The 23,772-nt window shown below is 67.5% G+C and carries 30 protein-coding genes and 1 tRNA gene; 22 read left to right on the top strand and 9 right to left on the bottom strand.

Annotated features, from left to right (window positions below):
* Positions 1-106 precede the first annotated feature (106 nt).
* A complete protein-coding gene (hemA, locus tag DJ019_RS01280) occupies positions 107-1,336 on the top strand; it encodes a 5-aminolevulinate synthase (RefSeq protein ID WP_111274174.1) in 1,230 nt (409 codons plus the stop codon).
* A gap of 236 nt (positions 1,337-1,572) precedes the next feature.
* Here the strand turns inward: hemA and DJ019_RS01285 are convergent, their stop codons facing one another.
* Together DJ019_RS01285 and DJ019_RS01290 are read right to left on the bottom strand one after the other, a co-directional pair.
* Positions 1,573-1,812 (bottom strand): hypothetical protein, encoded by a 240-nt coding sequence (locus DJ019_RS01285; protein ID WP_111274175.1) that lies wholly within the window; start codon positions 1,810-1,812, stop codon positions 1,573-1,575.
* An 8-nt stretch (positions 1,813-1,820) separates the two neighbouring features.
* On the bottom strand, positions 1,821-2,255 hold the full coding sequence (locus DJ019_RS01290; RefSeq protein ID WP_111274176.1) for a Ros/MucR family transcriptional regulator: 435 nt from the start codon (positions 2,253-2,255) through the stop codon (positions 1,821-1,823).
* A 202-nt stretch (positions 2,256-2,457) separates the two neighbouring features.
* On the opposite strand from DJ019_RS01290, the gene glyA reads away from it, so the two are divergent.
* Both glyA and nrdR read left to right on the top strand, forming a co-directional pair.
* Positions 2,458-3,747: a serine hydroxymethyltransferase gene (gene glyA, locus DJ019_RS01295; RefSeq protein ID WP_111274735.1), complete on the top strand. Its 1,290-nt coding sequence runs from the start codon at positions 2,458-2,460 to the stop codon at positions 3,745-3,747.
* A 31-nt stretch (positions 3,748-3,778) separates the two neighbouring features.
* Positions 3,779-4,243: a transcriptional regulator NrdR gene (nrdR, locus tag DJ019_RS01300; protein WP_111274177.1), complete on the top strand. Its 465-nt coding sequence runs from the start codon at positions 3,779-3,781 to the stop codon at positions 4,241-4,243.
* A 46-nt stretch (positions 4,244-4,289) separates the two neighbouring features.
* On the opposite strand, the gene DJ019_RS01305 is transcribed toward nrdR, so the two are convergent.
* Positions 4,290-5,201, bottom strand: coding sequence for a hypothetical protein (locus tag DJ019_RS01305; RefSeq protein ID WP_111274178.1), 912 nt, complete (start codon positions 5,199-5,201; stop codon positions 4,290-4,292).
* Between the two features lie 116 nt (positions 5,202-5,317).
* Positions 5,318-5,548 carry a nickel-binding protein gene (locus DJ019_RS01310; RefSeq protein WP_205854058.1) on the bottom strand — a complete coding sequence of 77 codons (231 nt, stop codon included), beginning with the start codon at positions 5,546-5,548 and terminating at the stop codon, positions 5,318-5,320.
* 106 nt (positions 5,549-5,654) lie between these two features.
* Here DJ019_RS01310 and DJ019_RS01315 point away from each other — a divergent pair, with 106 nt between their 5' ends.
* The 7 genes from DJ019_RS01315 to DJ019_RS01345 are packed head-to-tail and all read left to right on the top strand — an operon-like array spanning position 5,655 to position 11,030.
* Positions 5,655-6,593: a LysR substrate-binding domain-containing protein gene (locus DJ019_RS01315; RefSeq protein ID WP_111274179.1), complete on the top strand. Its 939-nt coding sequence runs from the start codon at positions 5,655-5,657 to the stop codon at positions 6,591-6,593.
* Between the two features lie 44 nt (positions 6,594-6,637).
* Positions 6,638-7,282, top strand: a complete 645-nt coding sequence (locus tag DJ019_RS01320) for a RibD family protein (RefSeq protein WP_111274180.1) — start codon at positions 6,638-6,640, stop codon at positions 7,280-7,282.
* Positions 7,283-7,873: a riboflavin synthase gene (locus DJ019_RS01325; protein ID WP_111274181.1), complete on the top strand. Its 591-nt coding sequence runs from the start codon at positions 7,283-7,285 to the stop codon at positions 7,871-7,873.
* 30 nt (positions 7,874-7,903) lie between these two features.
* A complete protein-coding gene (ribH, locus tag DJ019_RS01330) occupies positions 7,904-8,368 on the top strand; it encodes a 6,7-dimethyl-8-ribityllumazine synthase (RefSeq protein ID WP_111274182.1) in 465 nt (154 codons plus the stop codon).
* Positions 8,365-8,814, top strand: a complete 450-nt coding sequence (nusB, locus tag DJ019_RS01335; RefSeq protein ID WP_111274183.1) for a transcription antitermination factor NusB — start codon at positions 8,365-8,367, stop codon at positions 8,812-8,814. Before ribH ends, nusB begins: the two co-directional genes overlap by 4 nt.
* Complete coding sequence (gene thiL / locus DJ019_RS01340) at positions 8,795-9,793, top strand: thiamine-phosphate kinase (RefSeq protein ID WP_111274736.1); 999 nt, start codon at positions 8,795-8,797, stop codon at positions 9,791-9,793. Before nusB ends, thiL begins: the two co-directional genes overlap by 20 nt.
* Positions 9,750-11,030 carry a sulfatase family protein gene (locus tag DJ019_RS01345; RefSeq protein ID WP_111274184.1) on the top strand — a complete coding sequence of 427 codons (1,281 nt, stop codon included), beginning with the start codon at positions 9,750-9,752 and terminating at the stop codon, positions 11,028-11,030. Before thiL ends, DJ019_RS01345 begins: the two co-directional genes overlap by 44 nt.
* Positions 11,031-11,037: 7 nt before the next feature.
* Here DJ019_RS01345 and DJ019_RS01350 read toward each other — a convergent pair whose 3' ends face one another.
* Both DJ019_RS01350 and DJ019_RS01355 read right to left on the bottom strand, forming a co-directional pair.
* On the bottom strand, positions 11,038-11,769 hold the full coding sequence (locus tag DJ019_RS01350; protein ID WP_111274185.1) for an HAD family hydrolase: 732 nt from the start codon (positions 11,767-11,769) through the stop codon (positions 11,038-11,040).
* Between the two features lie 43 nt (positions 11,770-11,812).
* Complete coding sequence (locus tag DJ019_RS01355; RefSeq protein WP_111274186.1) at positions 11,813-12,766, bottom strand: retroviral-like aspartic protease family protein; 954 nt, start codon at positions 12,764-12,766, stop codon at positions 11,813-11,815.
* 103 nt (positions 12,767-12,869) lie between these two features.
* On the opposite strand from DJ019_RS01355, the gene DJ019_RS01360 reads away from it, so the two are divergent.
* Positions 12,870-13,301, top strand: coding sequence for a hypothetical protein (locus DJ019_RS01360; RefSeq protein WP_111274187.1), 432 nt, complete (start codon positions 12,870-12,872; stop codon positions 13,299-13,301).
* A gap of 191 nt (positions 13,302-13,492) precedes the next feature.
* Positions 13,493-15,619: a sodium-translocating pyrophosphatase gene (locus DJ019_RS01365; protein WP_111274188.1), complete on the top strand. Its 2,127-nt coding sequence runs from the start codon at positions 13,493-13,495 to the stop codon at positions 15,617-15,619.
* An 81-nt stretch (positions 15,620-15,700) separates the two neighbouring features.
* Here the strand turns inward: DJ019_RS01365 and DJ019_RS01370 are convergent, their stop codons facing one another.
* The gene (locus DJ019_RS01370) at positions 15,701-16,192 is read right to left on the bottom strand and encodes an outer membrane protein assembly factor BamE (RefSeq protein ID WP_111274189.1); all 492 of its coding nucleotides are present in this window, start codon (positions 16,190-16,192) and stop codon (positions 15,701-15,703) included.
* A 112-nt stretch (positions 16,193-16,304) separates the two neighbouring features.
* On the opposite strand from DJ019_RS01370, the gene DJ019_RS01375 reads away from it, so the two are divergent.
* From DJ019_RS01375 to DJ019_RS01400, 6 genes are all read left to right on the top strand, one after another.
* A complete protein-coding gene (locus DJ019_RS01375) occupies positions 16,305-16,832 on the top strand; it encodes a ubiquinol-cytochrome C chaperone family protein (protein WP_111274190.1) in 528 nt (175 codons plus the stop codon).
* Positions 16,829-17,344 carry a YceD family protein gene (locus DJ019_RS01380; protein WP_111274737.1) on the top strand — a complete coding sequence of 172 codons (516 nt, stop codon included), beginning with the start codon at positions 16,829-16,831 and terminating at the stop codon, positions 17,342-17,344. Before DJ019_RS01375 ends, DJ019_RS01380 begins: the two co-directional genes overlap by 4 nt.
* 73 nt (positions 17,345-17,417) lie before the next feature.
* Positions 17,418-18,473, top strand: coding sequence for a phosphate acyltransferase PlsX (plsX, locus tag DJ019_RS01385; RefSeq protein WP_111274191.1), 1,056 nt, complete (start codon positions 17,418-17,420; stop codon positions 18,471-18,473).
* Positions 18,460-19,455, top strand: coding sequence for a beta-ketoacyl-ACP synthase III (locus DJ019_RS01390; RefSeq protein ID WP_111274192.1), 996 nt, complete (start codon positions 18,460-18,462; stop codon positions 19,453-19,455). The genes plsX and DJ019_RS01390 overlap by 14 nt, the downstream gene beginning before the upstream one ends.
* A gap of 100 nt (positions 19,456-19,555) precedes the next feature.
* Entirely contained in the window at positions 19,556-19,858 is a 303-nt protein-coding gene (locus tag DJ019_RS01395; RefSeq protein ID WP_111274738.1) for an integration host factor subunit alpha, read from the top strand.
* A gap of 16 nt (positions 19,859-19,874) precedes the next feature.
* Positions 19,875-20,288, top strand: a complete 414-nt coding sequence (locus DJ019_RS01400) for a MerR family transcriptional regulator (protein ID WP_111274193.1) — start codon at positions 19,875-19,877, stop codon at positions 20,286-20,288.
* 21 nt (positions 20,289-20,309) lie between these two features.
* On the opposite strand, the gene DJ019_RS01405 is transcribed toward DJ019_RS01400, so the two are convergent.
* A tRNA-Pro gene (locus tag DJ019_RS01405) sits at positions 20,310-20,386 on the bottom strand.
* A gap of 40 nt (positions 20,387-20,426) precedes the next feature.
* Between DJ019_RS01405 and DJ019_RS01410 the strand changes: the two genes are divergently transcribed.
* Positions 20,427-21,107, top strand: coding sequence for a TonB family protein (locus DJ019_RS01410; protein WP_111274194.1), 681 nt, complete (start codon positions 20,427-20,429; stop codon positions 21,105-21,107).
* Between the two features lie 3 nt (positions 21,108-21,110).
* Here DJ019_RS01410 and DJ019_RS20830 read toward each other — a convergent pair whose 3' ends face one another.
* Positions 21,111-21,308: a DUF2842 domain-containing protein gene (locus tag DJ019_RS20830; protein ID WP_165843848.1), complete on the bottom strand. Its 198-nt coding sequence runs from the start codon at positions 21,306-21,308 to the stop codon at positions 21,111-21,113.
* A gap of 91 nt (positions 21,309-21,399) precedes the next feature.
* Here DJ019_RS20830 and DJ019_RS01420 point away from each other — a divergent pair, with 91 nt between their 5' ends.
* The 3 genes from DJ019_RS01420 to rpsI all read left to right on the top strand — a co-directional run bounded on the left by DJ019_RS01420 (position 21,400) and on the right by rpsI (position 23,570).
* A complete protein-coding gene (locus DJ019_RS01420) occupies positions 21,400-22,431 on the top strand; it encodes a COX15/CtaA family protein (protein WP_111274196.1) in 1,032 nt (343 codons plus the stop codon).
* Between the two features lie 177 nt (positions 22,432-22,608).
* Positions 22,609-23,082 carry a 50S ribosomal protein L13 gene (gene rplM, locus DJ019_RS01425; protein WP_111274739.1) on the top strand — a complete coding sequence of 158 codons (474 nt, stop codon included), beginning with the start codon at positions 22,609-22,611 and terminating at the stop codon, positions 23,080-23,082.
* Positions 23,082-23,570, top strand: a complete 489-nt coding sequence (rpsI, locus tag DJ019_RS01430; RefSeq protein WP_111274197.1) for a 30S ribosomal protein S9 — start codon at positions 23,082-23,084, stop codon at positions 23,568-23,570. The genes rplM and rpsI overlap by 1 nt, the downstream gene beginning before the upstream one ends.
* Positions 23,571-23,772: the final 202 nt, after the last annotated feature.

Below are 23,772 nucleotides of genomic sequence, written 5' to 3' on the forward strand. Positions count from 1 at the left end.
GACCCGCGGTATTGTGGACAACCGAGCACCGCGGCGCCAAAAGGCTGGCAGATTTAAGGGGCCGGGCAGGGCGCGCCCAACAAGACGCGCTACCGGGATCAAGTCGATGGATTACAGGGCCGCTTTCCGCAATGCTCTCGACCGCGTCCGGTCCGAGGGGCGCTACCGGGTCTTCGCCGACCTGAAGCGACACCGCGGCGAATTCCCGCGCGCCACCTGGACCCGGGGCGACGGCTCCACCAGCGACGTGACGGTCTGGTGCTCGAACGACTACCTGGGCCAGGGGCAGAACCCCGTCGTGCTCGACGCCATGCACCGGGCGATCGAGGAAGCCGGCGCCGGCTCGGGCGGCACCCGCAACATCTCGGGCACCACCCACTACCACGTTGAGCTGGAGCATGAGCTGGCCGACCTGCACGGCAAGGAATCGGCGCTGCTGTTCACCTCGGGCTACGTCTCCAACGAGGCCTCGCTCTCCACGCTGTACAAGATCCTGCCCGGGCTGATCGTCTTCTCGGACGAGCTGAATCACAACTCGATGATCAGCGGCATCCGGGCCGGGAAGCGCGAACAGCGCCGGGTCTTCCGGCACAACGATCTGGAGCACCTCGAACAGCTCCTGATCGAGGCCGATCCCGAGGCGCCGAAGCTGATCGCCTTCGAAAGCGTCTACTCCATGGATGGCGACATCGCCGACATCCGCGGAACGATCGCGCTGGCGAAGAAGTACGGCGCGATGACCTACATCGACGAGGTCCACGCCGTCGGCATGTACGGCCCGCGCGGCGCCGGCGTTGCCGAGCGTGACGGCATGATGGCCGAGATCGACATCATCGAGGGCACCCTCGGTAAGGCGTTCGGCGTCATGGGCGGCTACATCGCCGCTGACAGGGTGATCGTGGATGCGATCCGCAGCTACGCGGATGGCTTCATCTTCACCACCTCGCTGCCGCCGGCCCTGGCCGCGGGCGCCGTGGCCTCGATCCGCTACCTGAAGGAACACAACGAGGTCCGCGTCGCGCACCAGGAGCGCGCGGCCGCTCTGAAGGCGCGCCTGAAGCGGGCCGGCCTGCCGGTGATGCCCTCCGTCAGCCATATCGTGCCGGTGCTGGTGGGCGACCCGGTCCACTGCAAGATGATCTCGGACATCCTGCTCGAGGACCACGGGATCTACGTCCAGCCGATCAACTATCCGACCGTGCCCCGCGGGACCGAGCGGCTGCGATTCACACCGTCGCCGGCCCACACGGACGGCATGATGGACGAGCTGGCCGAGGCGCTGGAAGCGCTCTGGGTCCGCTGCAACGTCAAGAGGATCGGTGGCTACGCCGCCTGATGCGGGAGCCGAGAGCCTGAGGATCGGGCCTCCCGGGCGCAACCTGGGAGGCCTTTTTCGTCGGGCTCACCTGAGGGGTGCGGCAAGTTCGACCGCGGCGTCTTGGCGCAACGGCCAAACCTGCGAAGCATGATCAACTTCAGATCAAGACCGGCGCCGACCACAACCCGACACGGTCCGGTCCCGGGCGCCCCTGCAGACACAGGGGCGCTCTCACTCCCAGAAGCTCTCACTCCCTAGAAGACGTCGGTGACCCGGCACGTTGCGCGCCAGCCACTGGGCGACTGGTCAAGCGCGATCACGGACACCTCCCGCACGACCCCACATCCTTCCAGGGTGAAACGGTCGCCGAGCCGGGGCGTGAGCGGGTCGTCGGCCAGGATCGCGAATTCGGCTCCACCGCGGGCCGCGCCGGCGTCCCGGATCTCGTAACCGCACGCGAAGAACGGCGCGATCCGCGGGTCCATGCGCGGCATGGCGAGGCTCACTTCCTGCGGCGCACGCCGCGTCCGAGGCCGATCTTCTTGGCGAAGTCCGAGCGACGCGCCGCGTAGGCGGGCGCGACCATGGGATAGTCGGGCGCCAGGCCCCAGCGCCGGCGATAGTCATCGGGGCTGAGATTGTAGCGCGAGCGCAGGTAGCGCTTGAGCATCTTCAGCTTCTTCCCGTCCTCGAGGCAGACGATGTAGTCGTGCTGGACCGAGCGGCCGACGGGCACGGCGGGCTTCGGCCGCTCCTCGGGCGTAGCCGCAACGGCATGTCCGTTGAGTTGCCGCAACGCCTGGTGGACCGAGCGGATGATATCCGGCACGGCGTCCGCGGGCACGGCGTTCCGACTGACATAGGCCGCGACGATGCCGGCCCCCAGGCGCATCAGATCCTCGCCGGCTGGTCCGGTGGAATCGGGTGCTTCGTTCATCAACTTCCCCTCTCGACACGCCTGTTGGCCGTGGCGCGAGCCTGCTGCGCCCCGGCATTTGCCGGTCAACGCGCGACCTGCCGGAAGGGTTCCCGAAAATCTCGCGTTCCGTCGCGGTTGGAAGCGACGGCGTTCGGGAGTAAAGGAGGCGCCTCCGCCGCCCAGCGATCCAAATGACCAGCGAAGGGACTTGCCCTTGAACCTGCACGTGTCCGCTCAGCCCTCCACCCAGGACTTCTTCAATCAAGGCGTCGACCAGGCGGATCCCGCGCTGGCGAAGATTCTGGCGGGCGAGCTCAAGCGGCAGCAGGACCAGATCGAGCTGATCGCCTCGGAAAACATCGTCTCCAAGGCGGTGCTGGATGCGCAGGGCTCGGTCCTGACCAACAAGTATGCCGAGGGCTACCCTGGGAAGCGCTATTACGGCGGCTGCGAGGTGGTGGACGAGGCCGAGCTTCTGGCCATCGAGCGCGCCAAGCAGCTCTTCGGCTGCGAGTTCGCCAATGTGCAGCCGCACTCCGGCAGCCAGGCGAACCAGGCGGTGTTCATGGTCACCATGAAGCCGGGCGACACCTTCATGGGCATGAACCTCGACCACGGCGGCCACCTGACCCATGGCAAGAGCGTCAATCAGTCGGGCAAGTGGTTCAATCCGGTGGCCTACGGCGTGCGGACCCAGGATCACCTGATCGACTATGACGAGGCCGCCGCCGTCGCGCGCGAGCACCGGCCGAAGGTGATCATCGCTGGCGGCTCGGCCTATTCGCGCCAGATCGACTTCGCGAAGTTCCGCCAGATCGCCGATGAGGTCGATGCGATCCTGATGTGCGACGTCGCCCACTATGCCGGACTTATCGTGGCGGGCGAGTACCCGAACCCGTTCCCCCACGCGCACATCGTCACCACGACGACGCACAAGACGCTGCGTGGTCCCCGCGGCGGTCTGATCCTGACCAACGACAAGAAGCTGGCCAAGAAGATCGACAGCGCCGTCTTCCCCGGCCTGCAGGGCGGGCCGCTGATGCACGTGATCGCCGGCAAGGCCGTGGCCTTCGGCGAGGCCCTGAAGCCGGAGTTCAAGACCTACGCCAAGCGGGTCATCGAGAACGCCCGCGCGCTGGCCGACAGCCTGCAGAGCGTCGGCTTCAAGATCGTCTCCAACGGCACCGACAGCCATCTGATGCTCGTGGACCTGACCCCGAAGGGCGTCAGTGGGGCGCAGGCGGAGATCGCCCTGGAACGCGCGGGCATCACCACGAACAAGAATTCCATTCCCGGCGATCCGCTGCCGGCGATGCAGACCTCGGGCCTCCGCGTGGGGACGCCGGCGGGCACGACCCGCGGTTTCGGCGTCGAGGAGTTCCGGCAGGTGGGGCGCTGGATGGGCGAGGTGCTGGACGCCGTCGCCACGGGCGAGGACTCCACGGCGGTCGAGCAGAAGGTGCGTGCCGAGGTGGTTCAACTCACCCAACGCTTCCCCATCTACAGCTAATAGCGTTTATTGGCCGCCGGGAGGCTAGATTATGCGCTGCCCGTTCTGCGGCCACGACGAGACTCAAGTGAAGGACAGCCGCCCATCCGAGGATGGCGCGGCCATTCGTCGGCGTCGGCTGTGCCCCCAGTGCGAGGGCAGGTTCACGACATTTGAGCGTGTGCAACTCCGCGAGCTGACCATCCTCAAGCGGTCGGGCCGGCGGACGCCGTTCGACCGAGACAAGCTGGCCCGCTCGATCGCCATCGCGATGCGCAAGCGCCCGGTCGAACCGGACCGGGTAGAGCGGATGATCTCGACCATCGTCCGCCAGCTGGAAAGCATGGGCGAGACCGAGCTGCCTTCGTCGACGATCGGCGAACTGGTCATGAAGCAGCTCAAGCAGCTCGATGACGTCGCCTATGTCCGCTACGCCTCGGTCTATCGCGACTTCAAGGAGACCGAGGATTTCGCCCGTTTCCTGGGTGAAGAGGGCCTGAGCGACGAAGTACGCTGAGAGCGGCGACCGTCGGCCGCCGCTCCCCATACGCTTGGCGATCTGCCTAGCAGAAGGCCGGCGCGACCTCCTCGATCCGGCGCCTCGCCGCGGGGCTCACCTCGCCCAGGGCCTTCAGGAAGCCCTGGTTTGACAGCGCAGAGCCGAGGAACGTCCAGCGCTGCGCCTGGTGCTGGCGAGCCAGGAAGGTGTCGCGGTCTGCCGGGACAAGCTTGCGCCCGATGGCCGCTTCCAGCGACGCAAGGTCCAACTCGGTCTGTTGCTTCAGGCGCCCGTCGATGAAGAGGCCGATTTCGAGGAAGTCCTCGACCCCCGCCACCACGCCTTCCGATCCTGCCGAAGCGGCCAGCTCGAAGAAGACCAGGGCGTCGAGCTTGGCGTGCTGGGACTCCTCCATCCAGTGATGCTGGAGCAGGCTCTTGATCTGGGGATCCAGGTCCTCGTCGCCCTGGACGCTCTCCAGCCAATGCTGCTGCGTCGCCCATTCGATCGCGAGGATGAAGAGCGAGACGCCCATGTCGGTGTGACTCCGGACGGTTGCGCCGATGTGCTCAGCGGGGCCGATGAAGCCGCAGTCGACGTCGAACCCGGCCTGAAAGGCCTGACGGAACGCCACGAAGAGCTCGATGTGCTTGGCCTCCTCGACGACGAAGTTGTTGAGGGCGGCCGTCCGGTGGGAATCCTGATCCGGGCGCGAGGGCGCATGGGCCTCGATCACCGGCAGGATGCAGCGTTCGACGAGTTCGAACATGGCCAGATAGCCAAAGCCGCGGATCTGGTTGAACTTGAGCCGCTCGGCGGGCGTGAGGAACTCGAGTTCGGCCGTCCGTGCGAAGCTCTCAGGCAGGAAAGGCTTCGTGAAATCCATCGGCTTGTCGGGACCGATGATGTCGTCCACGCGCCAGTTGATGCGCTTGGATATCTCGAGCAGTCGTTCGTAGTTGTAGCCTTGAAACATAGGTCTTCTCCACGCGCGGGCCGCGCCCGTCGCGCGTACGCCGCGATGGGAGGCAGGCCGCCGCTAGTTGTTGGCGGTTGTCGGGTCGATGATCTGCGGCACCTCGGTGATGCGCGTCACCGGGAAGCCGCTGAGTTCGGCGTGGGCATGGATCGTGTCCTCGCGTCAGCGAGGTAGATGCAGTACGTCCGGTCTCCAGCCACGTAGCTGTGTTGCCACTGGATGGCGCCGCCGATCTTGTCGATCGCCTGGTTCGAGGCGCGGGCCACCCCGCATAGTTCGACAATCGACATGCCGCCTATGCCGGGGACCTCCCGCTCGACCAGGAAACGTTTGAGTTGGCCCATGGCGCCGCCCCCTGCATTTCCTCGATGACGCCAGTGTCGCCGGACGACGGGTGCGGCTCAATCTAAACAATTTAGACTCAACTAAAGGTTTTGCTTAGTGTGGGCCATGGTCGCGCCCTCGTACCTCCGATCCCTGCAGGCCCTCGAGCTGGCCGTTCGTAAGGAGTCCTTCGTGGCGGCCGCAGAGGGGTTGGGCATCACGCCCGCCGCGGTCGGGCAGCGGGTGAAGGCGCTGGAGGATTACCTCGGCGTCGAACTGCTCTCCCGCGGTCGCACGGGACTGCGCCCCGCGCCAAGCCTCGAAGCGGCGCTCCCGCACCTGACCCGGGGTTTCGAGGCGCTCGAAGCGGCCGCGCGCGAGCTTGAACTCCAGCGTGGGCACGAACTGCACATCGCGGCGGCTTCAGACTTCGTCGAGCTCTGGCTGCGGCCGCGCCTGCACCGCTTCCGGTCCGAACATCCGAACATCCGCTTCAACATCAACGGCGAGGGCGATGCGCCGATGCGCCTAGGGCGCGTGGACTGCGAGATCAGCTTTGGCGGGCCCCGCGACGGCGTTGTCGCCGACCTCCTGTTCCGAGACTTCGTCGTCCCGATCACCTCTCCCGAGAACGTCCGGCGCACGTCCCAGATCGTCGCGGAGACGCGACTGGAAGGGTTTCCGCTCGTGCACCTGGACTTCTACAAGGACGACCCGGCGGGCCTGTCCTGGCCTGATTGGGTGCTCGCCAACGGGGTCAAGCGCACCGGACCGGAACGCGGCATGAGGTTCCGGCGCATGACCGCGGCCCTCGATGCGGTGGCGGCCGACGCCGGGGTGACCCTCTGCGGCCTGGCGCTCATCGGCGATCAACTCGAGAGCGGACAGGTCGGTCTCCCATTTCCGGTCGGGACTGGACGCTGGAGCGCGCACGGCTTCAGGGCGCGCTTCCGTGCGGATATCGAGGGACGGCGTCACGTCCAGCGCTTCCGCGCCTGGCTCCTGGCGGAGAGCGCGGCGACGGCGTCGGCGCTCGAAGCCAGCGTCGGCGTCTCATCCGATTGAAGTCGGCTTGGCGCCTCGGCGGTTCTCGGCCATTTACGAGCCGCATGACCGTCACCCTCAAGCTGGCGACGTCGCTGGACGGACGCATCGCCACCGCGGCGGGCGAGAGCCGCTGGATCACGGGACCCCAGAGCCGGGAGCAGGTCCACCGCCTGCGCGCCGCGCACAGCGCCGTCGTGGTCGGGGTGGAGACCGCACTTGCCGACGATCCCGAGCTCACGGTCAGGCTTCCCGGGTATCGGGGCCGCCAGCCGGCGCGTGTAGTCCTCGACAGCCGCCAGCGCCTGAATCCCGACTGCAAGCTCGTGCGGACGGCGGGGGAGATTCCGACCTATGTGATCGCGACGGGCGCGCCGGATCCGACCCTCGTCTCACACGGCGTGCGGGTCCTCTCTGCGCCCGCCGTCAGCGACGAGCGACCAGACCTGAGAAGTGTCGTCCAGATGCTTGGAGATGAAGGGTTGTCGAACCTGTTCGTCGAGGGGGGCGGCCAGGTGGCGGGCAGCTTCCTGCGCTGTGGGCTGGTCGACGCGCTCGAGTGGTTTCGGGCGCCGATCCTGCTCGGGGGGGAAGGGCGGCCGGGCGTCGGCGCGCTTGCGGTTGCGGCGCTTGCCGAGGCGCCCCATTTCCGGCGCGTGGAGGTCAGCGTCCTGGGCGAAGATCTCTGGGAACGGTACACGAGGGGCTGAATGTTCACCGGGATTGTCACAGACGTGGGACGCGTGCGCGCGGTCCGCGACACCAACCGCGACCGGCGGTTCGAGATCGAGACGAAGTTCGACCTCTCCACCGTCGACATCGGCGCCTCCATCGCCCATGCCGGGTGCTGCCTGACCGTGGTCGAGAAGGGCGAGGGCTGGTTCGCAGTGGAGGTCTCGGGCGAGACTCTGGGCCTGACCACCCTTTCCGACTGGAGTGAAGGCCGTCCGGTGAACCTGGAACGCGCGGCGCGGGTCGGCGACGAGCTGGGCGGTCACATCGTGTCAGGCCACGTCGATGGCGTGGGCGAGGTGCTGTCGATCGAAAGCGATGGCGGTTCTCACCGGATGCGGATCCGGGCGCCGCGCCCGCTTCACCGTTTCATCGCGCCGAAGGGGTCGATCACCGTCGAGGGCGTCTCGCTTACGGTCAATGAGGTCGAGGATGACGTCTTCGGGGTCAATCTCATCCCGCACACCTGGGATGTGACCACCCTGGGTCAGCTGAAGACCGGCTCACGCGTGAACCTCGAGATCGACATGCTGGCGCGCTATCTCGCGCGTTGGCGTGAAACGGCCTAAGAGCGTCCGCGAACCATCGAAGGACACTCCATGAGCGACGATCCGATCCGCATCCTGGTCGTGGAGGCGCGCTTCTACGACGACCTCGCCGACGCGTTGCTGGAGGGCGCGACGCAGGCCCTGTCCGCATTCGGGGCTGAGTTCGACGTGGTGACCGTGCCCGGCGCCCTGGAAATCCCCGGCGCGATCGCCTTTGCGGAGGAGGCGGGCCACAAGCCGGCAGGGAAGCGCTACGACGGCTACGTGGCCCTCGGAACCGTGATCCGCGGCGAGACCTATCACTTCGAGATCGTTTCGAACGAGAGCGCGCGCGGGATCATGGACCTCACCGTCGGGAAGCGTCTGTGCATCGGCAATGGCGTGCTCACGACCGAGGACGAAGAACAGGCCTGGGCCCGCGCCCGAATGAGCGAGGGCGACAAGGGCGGCGGCGCCGCGCGTGCGGCGCTGACCATGATCGCCCTTAAGCAGCAACTGATGGGCCACGCCCGGTGAGCGGTCATGCTTCCCGCTCGGTAGCCCGGCTGGCGGCGGTCCAGGCCCTCTACCAGATGGAGGTGTCCTCCATCGGTGTTGAGCATGTGATCCGCGAGTTCACGGACCACAGATTCGACCGCGATATCGAGGGCGTGACCCTGGCCTCTGCCGACGAGGCGTTCTTCGCCGAACTGGTCCGTGGCGTCGTCGCCCACCAGGCCAAGGTGGACGCCGCCATCGTGAAGCGGCTGGCTGACGGTTGGCGTCTGGAGCGACTGGACGCCACCGTTCGCGCCATTCTCCGCGCTGGCGTGTTCGAGCTGTCGCAACGATCGGACGTGCCCACCGAAGTCGTGATCGACGAGTACGTCGAGGTGGCGAAGAGCTTCTTCGAAGGGACCGAGCCCGGCTTCGTGAACGGCGCGCTCGACGCGGTGGCCCGCGATGTCCGGCCAGGCGCCTGACCGTCTCGACGAATTCGGCGAAATCGCGCGGCTGTTCCGCCCGCTGACCCGGGGCGCGCCGGGGGCGTTCGACCTGCTGGACGATGCGGCGGTCGTTCCGCAGCGCGCGGGTTGCGATCTGGTGGTGACGAAGGACGCCATCGTGGAGGGCGTCCACTTTCCCGTCGGCGAGGCGCCCGACCTGGTGGCGCGCAAGCTGGTCCGGGTCAACCTGTCGGACCTGGCGGCCAAGGGGGCGGAGCCATTCGGCTGCTTCCTGGCCGTGAGCTGGCCGCCGAACTTCGGCGCCCGCGACCGGGAACGGTTCGCCATGGGGCTGGCCTCAGATCTCGAGGCATTCAATGTGGACCTGTTGGGCGGCGATACGACGTCCACGCCGGGGCCTTTCACCTGCAGCCTGACCGCCCTGGGCTGGGTTCCGGCCGGCCGAATGATCCGCCGCGGCGGCGCGCGGCCCGGCGACCGGGTCCTGGTCAGCGGGGCCATCGGTGACGCGACGCTCGGGCTCGCCGCGGTGAAGGGGCAGATCGAGGATCCTAACGGCCGGCTGGGCCACCGCTACCGCCTTCCCGAACCCCGGTTGGACCTCCGCGCAACGCTGCGCCGGCACGCTACCGCGGCGGCCGACGTCTCCGACGGGTTGATCGCTGACGCGCGCCACATCGCCGAGGCCAGCGGCGTGGGCCTGTTCCTCGACCTCGACCAGATCCCGCTCTCGGGGGCCGCCGCCACGTGGCTTGAAGGCCAGCCGGACGTGGCCGCCGCGCTCGTCCGCCTCGCGACGGGTGGTGACGACTACGAGATCGTGTGCACCATGCCCTCGGGCGTCACCCGACCGCGCGGCTTCACCGTGATCGGCGAGGTGAGGGAAGACCCGGGCCTCGAAGTCCGGGCGGCGGGCCGGGCGGTGGATCCCGGCGACGGGGGGTGGAGACATGGCCAGGCGCCAGCCGAACGTGATCCTGATCCTGGCCGATGACCTCGGCTATGGCGACATAGGCTGCGACGGCGGCCGTTTCATTCGGACGCCCAACATCGACCGCATGGCGGCCGAGGGCGTTCGGCTCACCGACTTCTACGCCTCCGCCAACGTCTGCACGCCGTCGCGCGCGGGACTGATGACCGGCAGGTTCGCCATCCGCTCCGGCCTGGCGCACGAGGTTCTGCAGCCTGCCGACACCAAGGGGCTTCCGCTGTCGGAGGTGACGCTGCCCCAGGCGCTGAAGCCGGACTACGCCACGGCGCTGATCGGCAAGTGGCACCTGGGCCACGTCGCCCCGCACTGGCCGCCGACCGCCTACGGCTTCGACACCTTCTACGGGCTGCCCTACAGCCACGACATGCGCCCGCTGTCGCTCTACGAGGCGGCGGGTGAGACGCTCTCGGAGCACGAGGGACGCGTCGATTTCGCCACGCTGACGCAGCGGTTCTTCGAGCAGACGTTCGCCTTTGCGCAGTCCAACCGCGACCGCCCTTTCTTCGTGCTGCTCGCCCTGACGGCGCCGCACATTCCGCTCGTTCCGAACCCCTCCGACCCGATGGGGTCGCCTGCCGGGCTGTACGGCGAGGTCGTGGAGGAGATCGACCTCAACGTCGGCCGCCTGCTCGAGCGGCTCAGGGGCCTGGACCTCGACGAGGACACCCTGGTCATCTTCACCTCGGATAACGGCCCATGGTTCGAGGGCTCCTCCGGCCCGTTCCGAGACCGGAAGGGTGGATCGGCCTGGGACGGTGGATTCCGGGTGCCGTTCGTGGCGCGGTGGCCGCGGAGGATCGCACCAGGCACGGTGGCGAGCGGCCTCGCCAGCAATCTCGACCTGCTGCCGACTCTGACCAGCCTCGCGGGCTGTCCGCCTCCTGAGGGCGTGGATCTGGATGGCCGCGACATCTCTGGCCTCCTGACGGGGGAGGGCGGGTCGCCGCACGACGAGATCCTGTTGTTCGACAACAACCACGTCGCGGCGGTGCGGACCGAACGGTGGAAGCTGGTGACCCGGTCCTACTATCGCACCTACGACATCCCCCTGGATCGTCTGCCGTTGCTGTTCGACATGCGCGCAGACCCCGGCGAGACCTACAGCGTCGCTTCGCTGCATTCTGAGGTGTTGGCCGACATGCAGGCGCGGATCGCACGCGCCCGGGCGAAGTACGAGCCGATGGCCCACCTGTTTCCGCCCCACGTGGCGCCGCCGAGCGCCCGGGATCATCCCGACTAGCTTCCGTCTAACGACCCGGGGGCGCGAACAGGTCCGCGATCTCTTCCAGGGATGTCACGATGTGGTCAGGCGTCGCCCGCGGGTTCGGCGGCAGGCCGCGACGGAAGCCGTCGCACCAGATGGCGCGGATCCCGAGACGCTGGGGCGCCGCGACCTCCCACTCCAGATTGTCGCCCACGATCCAGGTCTCATGGGGCGCCGCATCGAGCGCCTGCATGGCGTGCCGGTAAGCCGCTTCCTCGGGTTTGCCGAAGCCCACCTCACCTTCGATCTGGATGTGATCGAAATACGGAGCGAGGGCGAAGCGCTCCACCTTCGCCCTCTGCGTCGCGGCCGACCCATTGGTCACCAGGGCTAGCTTGACGCCATGGGTGCGAATGGCCTCCAGGCCCGCTATGGCGCCCGGGAAGCAGACCGTATTCGTATCTCGCAGCTCGGAGAAACGTTCTGCGTAGCGATCGGCCAGGTCCGTGGGGAGCCCAATCTCCGCAAACGCCTCGCGCGCCACCTGCCGCCGAGCTGCGGGGATTCCGAAGCGCGCCACCCGGTGTCGGGACGGATCCGACCAGAACGATTCCAGCGCCGCCTCGAGTCGTCCGGCGACGACCTCGGGACTATGGGGACCGAGTTCCCCGCTCAGTTCGTCCGCGACCTGGCGAAGGATTATCGGCCGCTCGCCGGCGGCGATGATCGTGTCATCGAGGTCCACGAGAAGCGCACGCGGGACGGGCTGCATCATTCGCACGGGTCATTCAATCGCGTGGCGGCGCCAAAGGCGCAACCTACACGAAGTCGAACCGCACCTGCGACCGGCCGAAGTCGACGGCGACCCGTTCGAACTGAGTGAGGAGGTCCATGCCGATCACCAGGGCCGGCGTCTCCTCCAGGTCCCATATGCGGAACACGTGAGTGTCGGCGCAGGTGACCGGGACATTCCCCAGATGAAGCCCGCCCAGCCGCAGGAACGGCAGGAACACCGACTCGCCCGTGAACGGTTCGCCGGCCAGGGTTTCCATGCGGACGAGGACCGGCGCGTCCCGTCGCCCTTTGCGCGCCTCCTGAGCGCGGACGAGGTCGCGGAGTCTGCTGTTGCAGAGGCTGCCCTGGGCGCCGGAGTCGATGATCGCGCTGATCCGCCGTCCGCTCAGATCGGCGTCGACGATCGTCAGTTGCCCGTGCCTCCGGCGCGCGGGCACCACGACGACCCGACCGGCCTGGCTGGTGTCAGACTGTGAGCGGGTGATCTCCAGTCTGCGGGCCTTGAAGTCCAGAACCAGGCGCTGGCCCTTCAGCCAGTCGACACCAAGGATTCCGTCGATGTCAGCCCCCTTGATCGGCAGGGCAGGGGCGCGGACCTGGCGACGGTTTCGCGGGCCGACGCGAAGTTCGTCCAGCAGGACGATAGGCCGGTGACGGACGCCGACGACCGTATGAACCGGCGCCGTTCCGCCAGCTTCGAGATCGAGGCGCTCCATCAGACGGTGCGAGACGCAACTGGCGTTGGCGCCCGTGTCCAGAAGGAAGTGGAAGGGCCCCTGGCCATTGATCTGCACCGGAGCCAGCATGTGCTCGTTGCGGCTCTCGCGGGTCGCCAGCTCGGTATGCGGGTCGTCGTCGCGGTCCGGGCGCTCCAGCGGCGCCTCAGGGGACAAGGGCTGGGCCCAGGCGCGTGCGCCTGACAGCCCTCCGACGGCCGCGAGCAGACCGAGCGAGGCGTTCCGGCGGGTCGGCGACATGATCGGCGTCCTCCCTGAATGTGCAAGAATACCATCGTTCCGCCGGCGTCGCCATTTCGGGACCGGCTACCAATCTGAAACGGATGGGCTCCAGGATGCCCCCATGTTCCTTCGCGCCATCCTCGCTGTCCTCGCCCTCGTCAGCCTCGCCGGTCCCACTGCGGCCGCAGGCGCGAAGAAGGAGGAGAAGAAGGGCGACGCCGGGCAGTATGTGGATCTGCAGCCGGTCGGGCTGCCGATCGTCCACAACCGACGCCTGGTGAACTACGTGTTCGTCTATGTGCGCATCAACCTGACCAGCAGCGCCAACGTCGCCAAGCTGCGAGAGAAGGAGCCCTTCTTCCGGGACGCCTTGGTTCGTTCCGCGCATCGCACGCCGTTCACCCATCCGACCGACCTGTCGCAACTGGACGTTCCGAAGTTGAGCGCGGCGCTGGTCCGCGATGCGACCGCGATCGTCGGGTCCGGCCAGATCCGCTCAGTCGAGGTCACCTCCCAGGCCCCGCGTCGACGCATTGCGACGCCCCGCGCCTGATTTCCCCTGCGGCCGGTTGCGCCCTCCGAATAAACCCTATTAGCTTCGCCTCCTCCCGGGCGCGCCATGCGCTCGCGGAATAACAGTTGGGGAAACGCGTAGGGGGTAAGGGAGAGCCGACCGACGCACGCCCGACGTGCCGGCGAGCAATCACCCCCGCGAATAACACTCGCAAAGGGGCGAAACGCACTATGAGTTCGGTCTTATTACTGGTGATCGGCGCAGGCGCGCTGGCGGTGCTCTACGGCATCGTCCAGACGATGTCGCTGATGCGGGCCTCGCCCGGCAATGCCCGCATGCAGGAGATCGCCGCCGCGATCCAGGAGGGGGCGCAGGCGTACCTGAACAAGCAATATACGGCGATCGGCATCGTCGGCGTGGTGATCCTCATCGCCCTGGGCGTTCTGCTGGGCGCGCTGCCGGCGGTGGGCTTCCTGATCGGCGCGGTGCTGTCGGGCCTTGCGGGCTTCGCCGGGATGTTGATCTCGGTGCGCGCCAACGTCCGGACCGCCCAGGCCGCTTCCGAGAGCCTGGCCAAGGGGCTTTCCCTCGCGTTCCGGTCCGGCGCCATCACGGGCATGCTGGTCGCCGGCTTCGCACTGATCGGCGTGGCTGGATACTACTACGTCCTCACCGACGTCATGGGCCTGGAGAACACCAGCCGCGAAGTGGTGGACAGCCTGGTCGCGCTGGGCTTCGGCGCGTCGCTGATCTCCATCTTCGCCCGCCTGGGCGGCGGCATCTTCACCAAGGGCGCCGACGTGGGCGGCGACATGGTGGGCAAGGTCGAGGCCGGGATCCCCGAGGATGACCCGCGCAACGCCGCCACCATCGCCGACAACGTGGGCGACAACGTGGGCGACTGCGCCGGCATGGCCGCCGACCTGTTCGAAACCTATGCGGTGACCACGGTCGCCACCATGGTGCTCGCGGCGATCTTCTTCCGCGCCATCCCCGAAGTCGTCGGCAGCATGATGCTGCTGCCGCTCGCCATCTGCGGCGTGTGCATCGTCACCTCGATCCTGGGCACCTTCGCGGTGCGCCTGGGCAAGTCGAACAACATCATGGGGGCCCTCTATCAGGGCCTGATCGTCACCGGCGTCCTGTCGGTCGGCGCGCTCTACTGGGTGATCAACAGCCTCGTCACGGGCCCGGTCACCGTCGGGGACAAGACGTTCGGCGCGAGCGAGCTGTTCTACTGCGGCCTTGCCGGCCTGGTGGTCACGGCCCTGATCGTGGTGATCACCGAGTACTACACCGGCACCGGCTTCCGGCCGGTGAAGTCGGTGGCCAAGGCCTCGGTCTCCGGTCACGGCACGAACGTGATCCAGGGTCTCGCCATGAGCCTGGAGTCCACGGCCGCTCCGGCGCTGGTGATCATCGCCGGCATCATCGTCACCTACGGCCTTGCGGGCCTGTTCGGCATCGCCATCGCCACGACCTCGATGCTGTCGCTGGCGGGCTTCATCGTCGCCCTCGACGCCTTCGGCCCGGTCACCGACAATGCCGGGGGCATCGCCGAAATGGCCGGCCTGCCGCCGGAAGTCCGCGTCACCACCGACGCGCTCGACGCGGTGGGCAACACCACCAAGGCCGTGACCAAGGGCTACGCCATCGGTTCGGCCGGCCTGGGCGCGCTCGTGCTCTTCGCCGCCTACACCGAGGACCTGAAGTTCTTCGCGGCCAATGCCGCGGCGGGCTCCTTCTTCGAAGGCCTCGGCGCCGTCGCCTTCGACCTCTCCAACCCCTACGTGGTGGTGGGCCTGCTGTTCGGGGGGCTGCTGCCCTTCCTGTTCGGCGGGATGTCCATGACCGCCGTGGGCCGGGCCGCTGAATCGGTCGTCGCCGAAGTGCGGCGCCAGTTCAAGGAGAACCCCGGCATCATGACGGGCGAGGTGAAGCCCGAATACGGCAAGGCGGTCGGCATCCTGACCAGCGCGGCCATCCGCGAGATGATCGTGCCGTCGCTGCTCCCAGTGGCCTCGCCGGTCGTCCTGTTCTTCGTGATCAACGCCATCGCCGGCAAGGTGAACGGCTTCGCCGCGCTCGGCGCCATGCTGATGGGCGTTATCGTCACCGGGCTGTTCGTCGCGATCTCGATGACCAGCGGCGGCGGCGCCTGGGACAACGCCAAGAAGCTGATCGAGGAAGGCCACCACGGCGGCAAGGGCTCCGAGGCCCACAAGGCCGCGGTGACCGGCGACACCGTCGGCGACCCCTACAAGGACACGGCGGGCCCCGCCGTGAACCCGATGATCAAGATCACCAACATCGTGGCCCTGCTGCTGTTGGCGATCCTGGCCCACGGCGTGGCGTAAGCCGCACCGAAGCCAGAATGAAAAGCGCCCCGGAGAGCGATCTCCGGGGCGTTGTTCTTTCTCGACGGTCCCGGGACGGGCTTAGCGGCGGTCCCCGGGTCGCGTGCCGGGCACGCCCTCGTCATCCTGAGGCAGCATGGTGCCGCGGCCGACGCTGCCCAGAAGCTGTTCCAGCACCGTCATCTCGCGCCCACGGGTCGGCGTCTCGCGCGTGTTGTAGGCGATCACCTTGCCGTCCTTGAGCGTGTAGACGTTCACGCTCTCCACCATCTCGGTCTCCTTGTTGAAGGCGATGGCGGTGACGTTGCGGGCGGTGACGCGTGGCCGGCGGAACGCGACGCGCTCCTTCACCTGGTTCACGTAGAACCAGACATTGGGATCGAACGTGGACTGCACCGATGGCGAGCCCAGCTTGGCGCGAACGGTCGACTTCGTGTCGGTTCCGATCTTCACGTCCTTGGGGTCGCTGTCGATCGCCTGGAACCCGGAATAGCTGGTGATCGGCGAGCAGGCCGAAAGGCCGCCAGCGGCCAGGACGGCGGCGAGGGCGGCGGTAGCGAGGCTGCGGGACATTCGGACTCGTTTCTCGATGCCAGGACGGCAAGAGGCTTTGACCTATCGCTGGCCGCCCCTTAGTTCAATGCCGCCTTTACGCACGCCCTTCGGGCGAAATCGAGGCCGATTGATGCTCAAGCGCCTGTTCAAGCCTAAACCCGCGCTGGCCGCGGGGCGCGCGCTGTATGCATCCGTGGTGGCGCAGGCGCGGACGCCGGCGCTCTACGCCGACCTCGGCGTGCCCGACACGCCAGAGGGGCGGTTCGAGCTGTACAGCCTGCACGTCTACCTGATCCTGGAGCGACTCAAGGATCAGGGGCCTCAGTCCGCCCAGGTGGGACAGGCGCTGTTCGACACCTACCTCAGCGGCCTGGACCACGGCCTGCGGGAACTCGGTGTCGGCGACCTGTCGGTGGGCAAGCGCATGCGCAAGCTGGGCGAGGCCTTCTACGGCCGTGTCCAGGCCTTCGAGGGGGCGCTGGCGGCGCTGCCCGACCGCCAATTGCTGCAGGCGCTACTCGCGCGGACGGCCTATGCGGGCGCTGAGAACGCGGACCCAGCCCCCTTGACCGCCTATGTCGTTGACCAGCGCGCCGCCCTGGCGACCCAGCCCCTGGAGCGTTTCCACGCCGGGCAGATTGCATGGAGCGCCGCATGACCTGGGACAAGCCGCTGAAACTGCACGAGCTGGCGCGGGGACCCGTCCGGCTCCACCTTGAGCCGGAACCGGCCGAGCGCGAGGCGATCGGCAAGCGACTGGGCCTCAGGAGCCTGCCGGCGCTCACCGCCGACGTGACGGTCAAGCCGTGGTTGGATGGTGTGGAGATCACCGGGCGTTTCAAGGCCGTGGTCGAGCAGGTCTGCGGCCTTTCGCTGGAGCCGTTCGAGCAGCCGGTCGAGGGTGAGATCGAGGTGCGCGCCGTGCCAGCCGGCAGCCCGGGGGCGCCGACGGGCGACCTGGATGAACTGGAGTTGGACCTCGACGCTCCCGATGCGCCGGACGTTCTCGAAAACGACTCCGTGGATGTCGCGGGCTACGTCGTCGAACACCTCGCCCTGGAAATCGATCCCTTCCCGCGGAAGCCGGGCGCGACCTTCGACTATTCGCCACCGGAAGGTGAAACCTCGCCCTTCGCGGCGCTGGCCAAGCTGAAGGATCCGAAGGGCTGATTTCCTGTCCGCAATGCGGCGGGCTATGGTGCACGCGAATCCGGCAGGGGCTGCCGAGGGACGAAGCGCAGACTTGACCCAGCCATTGGTGATTTCCATCGACGCCATGGGCGGCGACCACGGTCCGTCCGTGGTCGTTCCGGCCTGTGCGCAAGCACTCGCGACCCTGCCGTCGGCGGCGCGACTTATTCTCCACGGAGACGAGGCGGCCGTCCGCGCCGAACTCGGGCGGCATGCGGCCCTGGCCGCTCGCGCCGAAGTGCGCCACGCCGAACGTGTGATCGCCATGGACGAGAAGCCCGCCCAGGCCCTGCGCCGCGGCAAGGGCACCTCCATGTGGGCGGCGGTCGAGGCGATCCGCGAGGGGCAAGCCGTCGTCGCGATCTCGGCCGGCAATACCGGCGCCCTGATGGCGATCTCCAAGCTCATCCTGCGCATGAGCGCCGACCTTGATCGCCCGGCGCTGGTGGCCAGCATTCCACAGACCAGGGGGCTCACGACCTTCCTCGACGTCGGCGCCAACGTCGACTGCGACGCCGGTCGGCTCGTCGAGTTCGCGATCATGGGCGAGGCCTATCATCGCGCCGCCCATGGCGTTGCGCGGCCGACGGTCGGGCTCCTCAACGTGGGGTCCGAGGACATGAAGGGCCACGAAGAGGTGCGGGAGGCCCATCGCATCCTGCGGGAAGGCGGCATCGAGCTGGACTACCGCGGCTTCGTGGAAGGCGACGACATCACCAAGGGAGCCGTCGACGTGGTCGTCACCGACGGCTTCACCGGCAACGTCGCCCTGAAGGCGATGGAGGGGGCCGCGCGCTTCATGTACGACGAGCTCCGCGGCGCCCTGACATCAGGCCCGCTGGCTACGCTCGGGGCTTTGATGGCGCGGAGTTCGCTTCGCCGGTTCCGTGACAAGATGAGCCCGCCGCCGGCCGCTCCGTTGCTCGGTCTCAACGGCCTTGTGCTGAAGTGCCATGGCGGCGCCGATGTCCGGGATTTCGCCAAGGCCATCCAGGTTGCCGCCGACATCGCGCAAAGCGGGTTTGCCTCAGAGATCGAACGGAATATGAGGCGGCTTCCCGCAGCGCTCGCCGACGCGGGCCCCGCATCCGCGGATGGAGCTGCCTGAATTGCCCAAAGTCCTGCGTAGCGTCGTCACCGGGGTCGGCGGCTTCCTGCCCGACCGCATCGTCACGAACGACGATCTGGCCAAGTTCGTGGACACGTCGGACGAATGGATCCGCGAACGCACGGGCATCCGCCAGCGGCGGCAGGCCGAGGACGGCACGCCGGTTTCGGATCTGGCTGTCGAGGCGGCGCGCAGGGCCTTGGCGGCTGCGGGTCGTACGCCGGACGATGTCGACCTGATCATTGTCGCGACGACGACGCCCGACCTGACTTTTCCAGCGGTGGCCACCATCGTTCAGCGCAAGCTGGGCTGCCCCATCGGCATCGCCTTCGACGTCCAGGCCGTGTGCTCGGGCTTCGTCTATGCGCTGTCGGTGGCCGACGGCTTCGTGGCCCGCGACCGAAGCAAGTGCGCGCTGGTCATCGGCGCCGAGACCATGACCCGGCTGATGGACTGGACCGATCGCGGCACCTGCGTGCTGTTCGGCGACGGGGCCGGGGCCTTCGTGGTCGAGCCCGGGGAAGGCGAGGGGGCGACCTCCGACCGCGGCCTCCTGGGCTTCGCTCTGCGCGCCGACGGGACGAAGCAGGACCTGCTCTATGTGGATGGCGGGGTCTCCACCAACCGCCAGACCGGATATCTGCGGATGCAGGGCAACCAGGTGTTCCGCCACGCGGTCGTGAACATCTCGGAGGCGGTCGTCGCCGCGGCGGCCGATGCGGGCATAGAGGTGCCCACCGTGGACTGGTTCATCCCGCATCAGGCCAACCAGCGCATCCTGGAAGGGGTCGCCAAGCGCCTGGGCATCGATGAGAGTAAGGTCATCTCGACCGTCGCCGAACACGCCAACACCTCGGCCGCTTCAATTCCCCTTGCGCTCGACCAGGGGCTGAAGGACGGTCGCATCAAGCCGGGACAACTGCTGCTGCTCGAGGCGATGGGCGGAGGCCTGACCTGGGGCGCCTGCGTCCTGCGGCTTTGAGGATCTCTTAGGCTTAAGCTGTAAAGCGTTACTTGAAGTCTCTGTCGCGATAGGACAATCAGGACTCATGAACGACGTGTCGGCGGGGGCCAGGGCGATCATGAAGGGCGCGACAGTTACGCGTGCGGATCTCTGCGAGGCGGTGCACGAGCAGGTCGGCCTCACGCGCCAGGATTGTTCCGAACTGGTCGAACGCGTTCTCGAACTGATGTGCCAGGCGCTTGAGCGGGGCGAGCAGGTGAAGCTCTCGGGGTTCGGCGTCTTCCAGGTCCGCGCCAAGCGGGCCCGTATGGGTCGCAACCCCAAGACTGGCGAGCCCGCCGCAATCGATCCGCGCCGCGTGATCGGCTTCCGCGCATCGCAGGTGATGAAGGCCCGGGTCGACCGCGCCTTGTCGCGGTGAGGACCGCGTAGGCGCCGTGGCCAAGGGGCCCGAAGCCTTCCGCACGATCTCCGAAGCGGCGGACGAGCTTCACGTGCCCCAGCACGTGCTCAGGTTCTGGGAAACCAAGTTCACCTTCATCAAGCCGATGAAGCGCGCTGGCGGGCGCCGCTTCTACCGCCCGTCCGACATCGCCGTGCTGCGCGGCGTGCGCCGCCTCCTCCACGAGGAGGGCTACACGATCAAGGGCGTGCAGAAGCTGCACCGCGAGCACGGGATCAAGCACCTCGTGGCCGCCGGCGAGGGCGACGCCGTGGCCCCGCCTGCGTCAACCGAGGCCAAGCCGGCCGCCGCCAGGCGCACCGCCGCTGGTCACACCGCGGCGCTGCTGGAAGCCCTCAAAGACCTTGAGACCGCCAAGCGCCGCCTGGACGGCCTTCTGAGGAAGTAGGGAAATCTCGCCGCCGGCCGCTGGTCGGAGCGACAGGATTTGAACCTGCGACCCCTTGACCCCCAGTCAAGTGCGCTACCAAGCTGCGCCACGCTCCGCGGGCCAGACGGCGAGGGCGGTCTTCTAGCGGAAGCGTCGATGAGGGCAACGGGAAAGTTTGTCGCCGCCCTTGTGGTTTGGCTTGCAGGCTCAGGCAGCGCGGTTGGCGCGGATCAGATCTGGGTCCGCGCGCCGACCCCGGTGGAACTCCTGGCGGCGTTTCCCCGGGACGGGGACAGGCTCGTCGAGGGCGTGGCCCAGCTTCGATGCGCCGTTGGCCCTGACCGCAAACTGGCCGACTGCGTCGTCGTCTCGGAGGCTCCGGCAGGCGTGGGCGTTGGCGCCGCCGCGCTGAGCCTGGCGCCGAACTTCGAAGTCGCCGCCGCGGCCGCCCACAAGCTGGCGGGGCGGGCGGTGGCGTTTCCGATCCGGTTTCAGGAGGGGCCACCCGCGCCACCTGCCCGACAGGCGAAGTTCCAGACCTCGAGGGCCTATCAAGGACTGGGGGACGCCGGCCCCTACTATCCCGAGCGGGCGGCAAGAGGCCGTGTCACCGGCGTCGTCGTGATGGACTGCAGGGTCCTGCCGCAGGGCGAGTTGAAGGCCTGCGAGGTGGTCCAGGTGTCGCCGAGCGACTATGGCTTCGACTTCGCAGCGGTCCGCATGGCGGAGCGAAAATGGATGACGGCGGGAGAACCAGCCGTTCCCGGCACGCCCGAGCCCGCAGACGGGGTCTGGCGCTTTCGTGTGGAGTTTTCGGGCCGGCGCTCGGCGCCCTGAGGGTCAGCCCTCGCGGTTCATCCAGCGGATCAGCGGAAACAACGGCACGCCCCAGAGTGTCCCGGAGAGGCCGTAGTAGACCAACTGGGCCAGCCAATGGTCCGGCACGTAGTCGCCGATCGTCGAGACAACGATCACGTAGACGGCCATGAACGCTAGGATGGCGATCATCCCGACGAATTTTCGCACCCGAGGAGTCATGCGCGGCTCATAGCGGGCTGGGCGGGCGGACGTAAGCCCGCTAAAGGGGGCTCGCCAAAGTTCAGCCGGATTGCTGCGCCAACCGCGCCACATGATTTCGTTCCTGAGTTCAGACCGCTCCAAGCCCGTCGCCATCTGGCTGTTCGCCGTAGCGCTGCTGGTGGTGGGCATGATCGTGGTGGGTGGCGCCACGCGCCTGACCGATTCCGGCCTGTCGATCACCGAATGGAAGCCGGTCACCGGCGCGATCCCGCCGATGAGCGACGCCGACTGGCAGTCGGAATTCGCGCTCTACAAGCAGATCCCTCAATACGCCCAACTGAACGCCGGCATGAGCCTCGCCGAGTTCAAGGTCATCTATTGGTGGGAGTGGTCGCACAGGTTCCTGGGCCGGGTGGTCGGCCTGGCTTTCGCCGTGCCGTTCGCCATCTTCGCCTTCCGCCGCCAACTACCCCGGCGCCTGTTGGTCCGGCTGGGGCTCATCTTCCTCCTGGGCGCGGCGCAGGGCGCCGTGGGATGGTGGATGGTGGCCAGCGGGCTGTCCGAGCGGGTCTCGGTGGCTCCCGAGCGGCTGATGGTTCACCTGGGCCTGGCGTTCGCCTTGCTGGGCGCCCTGCTTTGGACGGCCTTGGACTGCTGGGCCGGAGCGGCGCGGCAGACCCTGCCAAGTCCCTGGGGCCGGCGTGCGGCCTGGCTCCTTGGTCTCATCTACCTGCAGATCCTGCTCGGCGCGCTGGTGGCCGGAAACGACGCCGGTTTCGTCTACAACGACTGGCCGCTGATGAACGGGCGCCTGCTGCCCGATGACTATGTCCACGAGACGCTGTGGCAGACTCTGGCGCACAGCCAGGGCGCCGTGCAGCTCCACCACCGCCTTGTGGCCTATCTGCTGATGATCGCCGCCGTCGTCGTGGGCCTGGCCGCGTGGCGGTCGAACTACCTGGCGAGGGAATCCAAGCTCCTGGCGGGCGCCGTGGCGATGGGCGTCCTGGCTCAAGCGGTCCTCGGGATCGTGACCCTGATGGCTCGGGCGCCGGTCGGCCTTTCGATCGCTCACCAGGTTGCCGCCGCCCTCGTCCTCTCGCTCGCCGTGGCGTTTGCGTGGCGCGTTCGCCGCATCTGACGAGATAAAGGCGCGGTATAATATTACCGCATTTGAAATGTCGTTCAAATACAATGATATGAGAGAGGTGAGGCCCAATCTGTCGTGTTGACAGTCGCGGGCCGCTCCGGCATATGCCGCGCCTCACGCCGGGAGCGCAGTCCAGCGCCCCCGCAAGTTATCGGATCGTCCCTCATGCTGAAGAGCACTACGGCTTCTCTGAAGCCCGCCGAGGTCGAGAAGAAGTGGATCGTGATCGACGCCCAGGACGCCGTGGTCGGCCGCCTGGCTTCGTTCATCGCCATGCGTCTTCGCGGCAAGCATCGGCCTGACTATACCCCGCACGTCGATTGCGGCGACTTCGTCGTCGTCGTGAACGCCGACAAGGTTAAGTTCACCGGCAAGAAGCTGACGGACAAGATCTTCTACTGGCACACGGGTCACCCGGGCGGCGTCAAGCAACGCAACATGGGCCAGATCCTCGGCGGCAAGTACCCCGAGCGCGTTCTGGAAAAGGCCGTCGAGCGCATGCTGCCGAAGGAAAGCCCGCTGGCCCGGAAGCAGATGACGCACCTGCGCATCTACGCCGGCGGCGAGCATCCGCACGCGGCTCAGAACCCCGAGACCATCGCGTTCGCTGACCTGAACGCCAAGAACGTGCGGAGCGCGTAATGAGCGAAGCGACCACCGAAGCCACCGGTTTCGACGCCCTGAAGGGCCTCGGCACGCAGGCCGCCGAAGAGGCGATCGTCCGCGAACCGAAGATCGACGCCCAAGGCCGCTCCTACGCGACCGGCAAGCGCAAGAACGCCGTCGCCCGCGTGTGGATCAAGCCCGGCAAGGGCAAGATCACCATCAACGGCCGCGACCAGGAGATCTACTTCGCCCGCCCCGTGCTGCGGATGATGATCGCCCAGCCGCTGGAGATCGCCGATCGCCTCGGCCAGTTCGACGTCGACGTCACCGTCGAGGGCTCGGGCCTGTCCGGTCAGGCCGGCGCCGTGCGTCACGGCATCGCCAAGGCCCTGACCTACTACGAGCCCGGCCTGCGCACGGTCCTGAAGCCGCACGGCTTCCTGACCCGCGACCCGCGCGTCGTCGAGCGGAAGAAGTACGGCAAGGCCAAGGCCCGCCGCAGCTTCCAGTTCTCGAAGCGCTAACTCCTACGCTTCAATTTGTTTAACGAAAACAGGCGCTTAACGCAAGTTAAGCGCCTGTTTTGCCATTCACAGATGACTCACAAGCGGTTGTATTTTCCGCTCTTTCCAGTTAGCGTTTTGCACAGTTCCTTCACAGGAATTGGCGAGGCGCGCGATGCCTGGGAGCTTCTATCAAGAGGTCCACCGCCTCCGTGACGGGGCC

The organism is Phenylobacterium kunshanense, from assembly GCF_003254525.1.
Taxonomy (GTDB): Bacteria; Pseudomonadota; Alphaproteobacteria; order Caulobacterales; family Caulobacteraceae; genus Phenylobacterium; species Phenylobacterium kunshanense.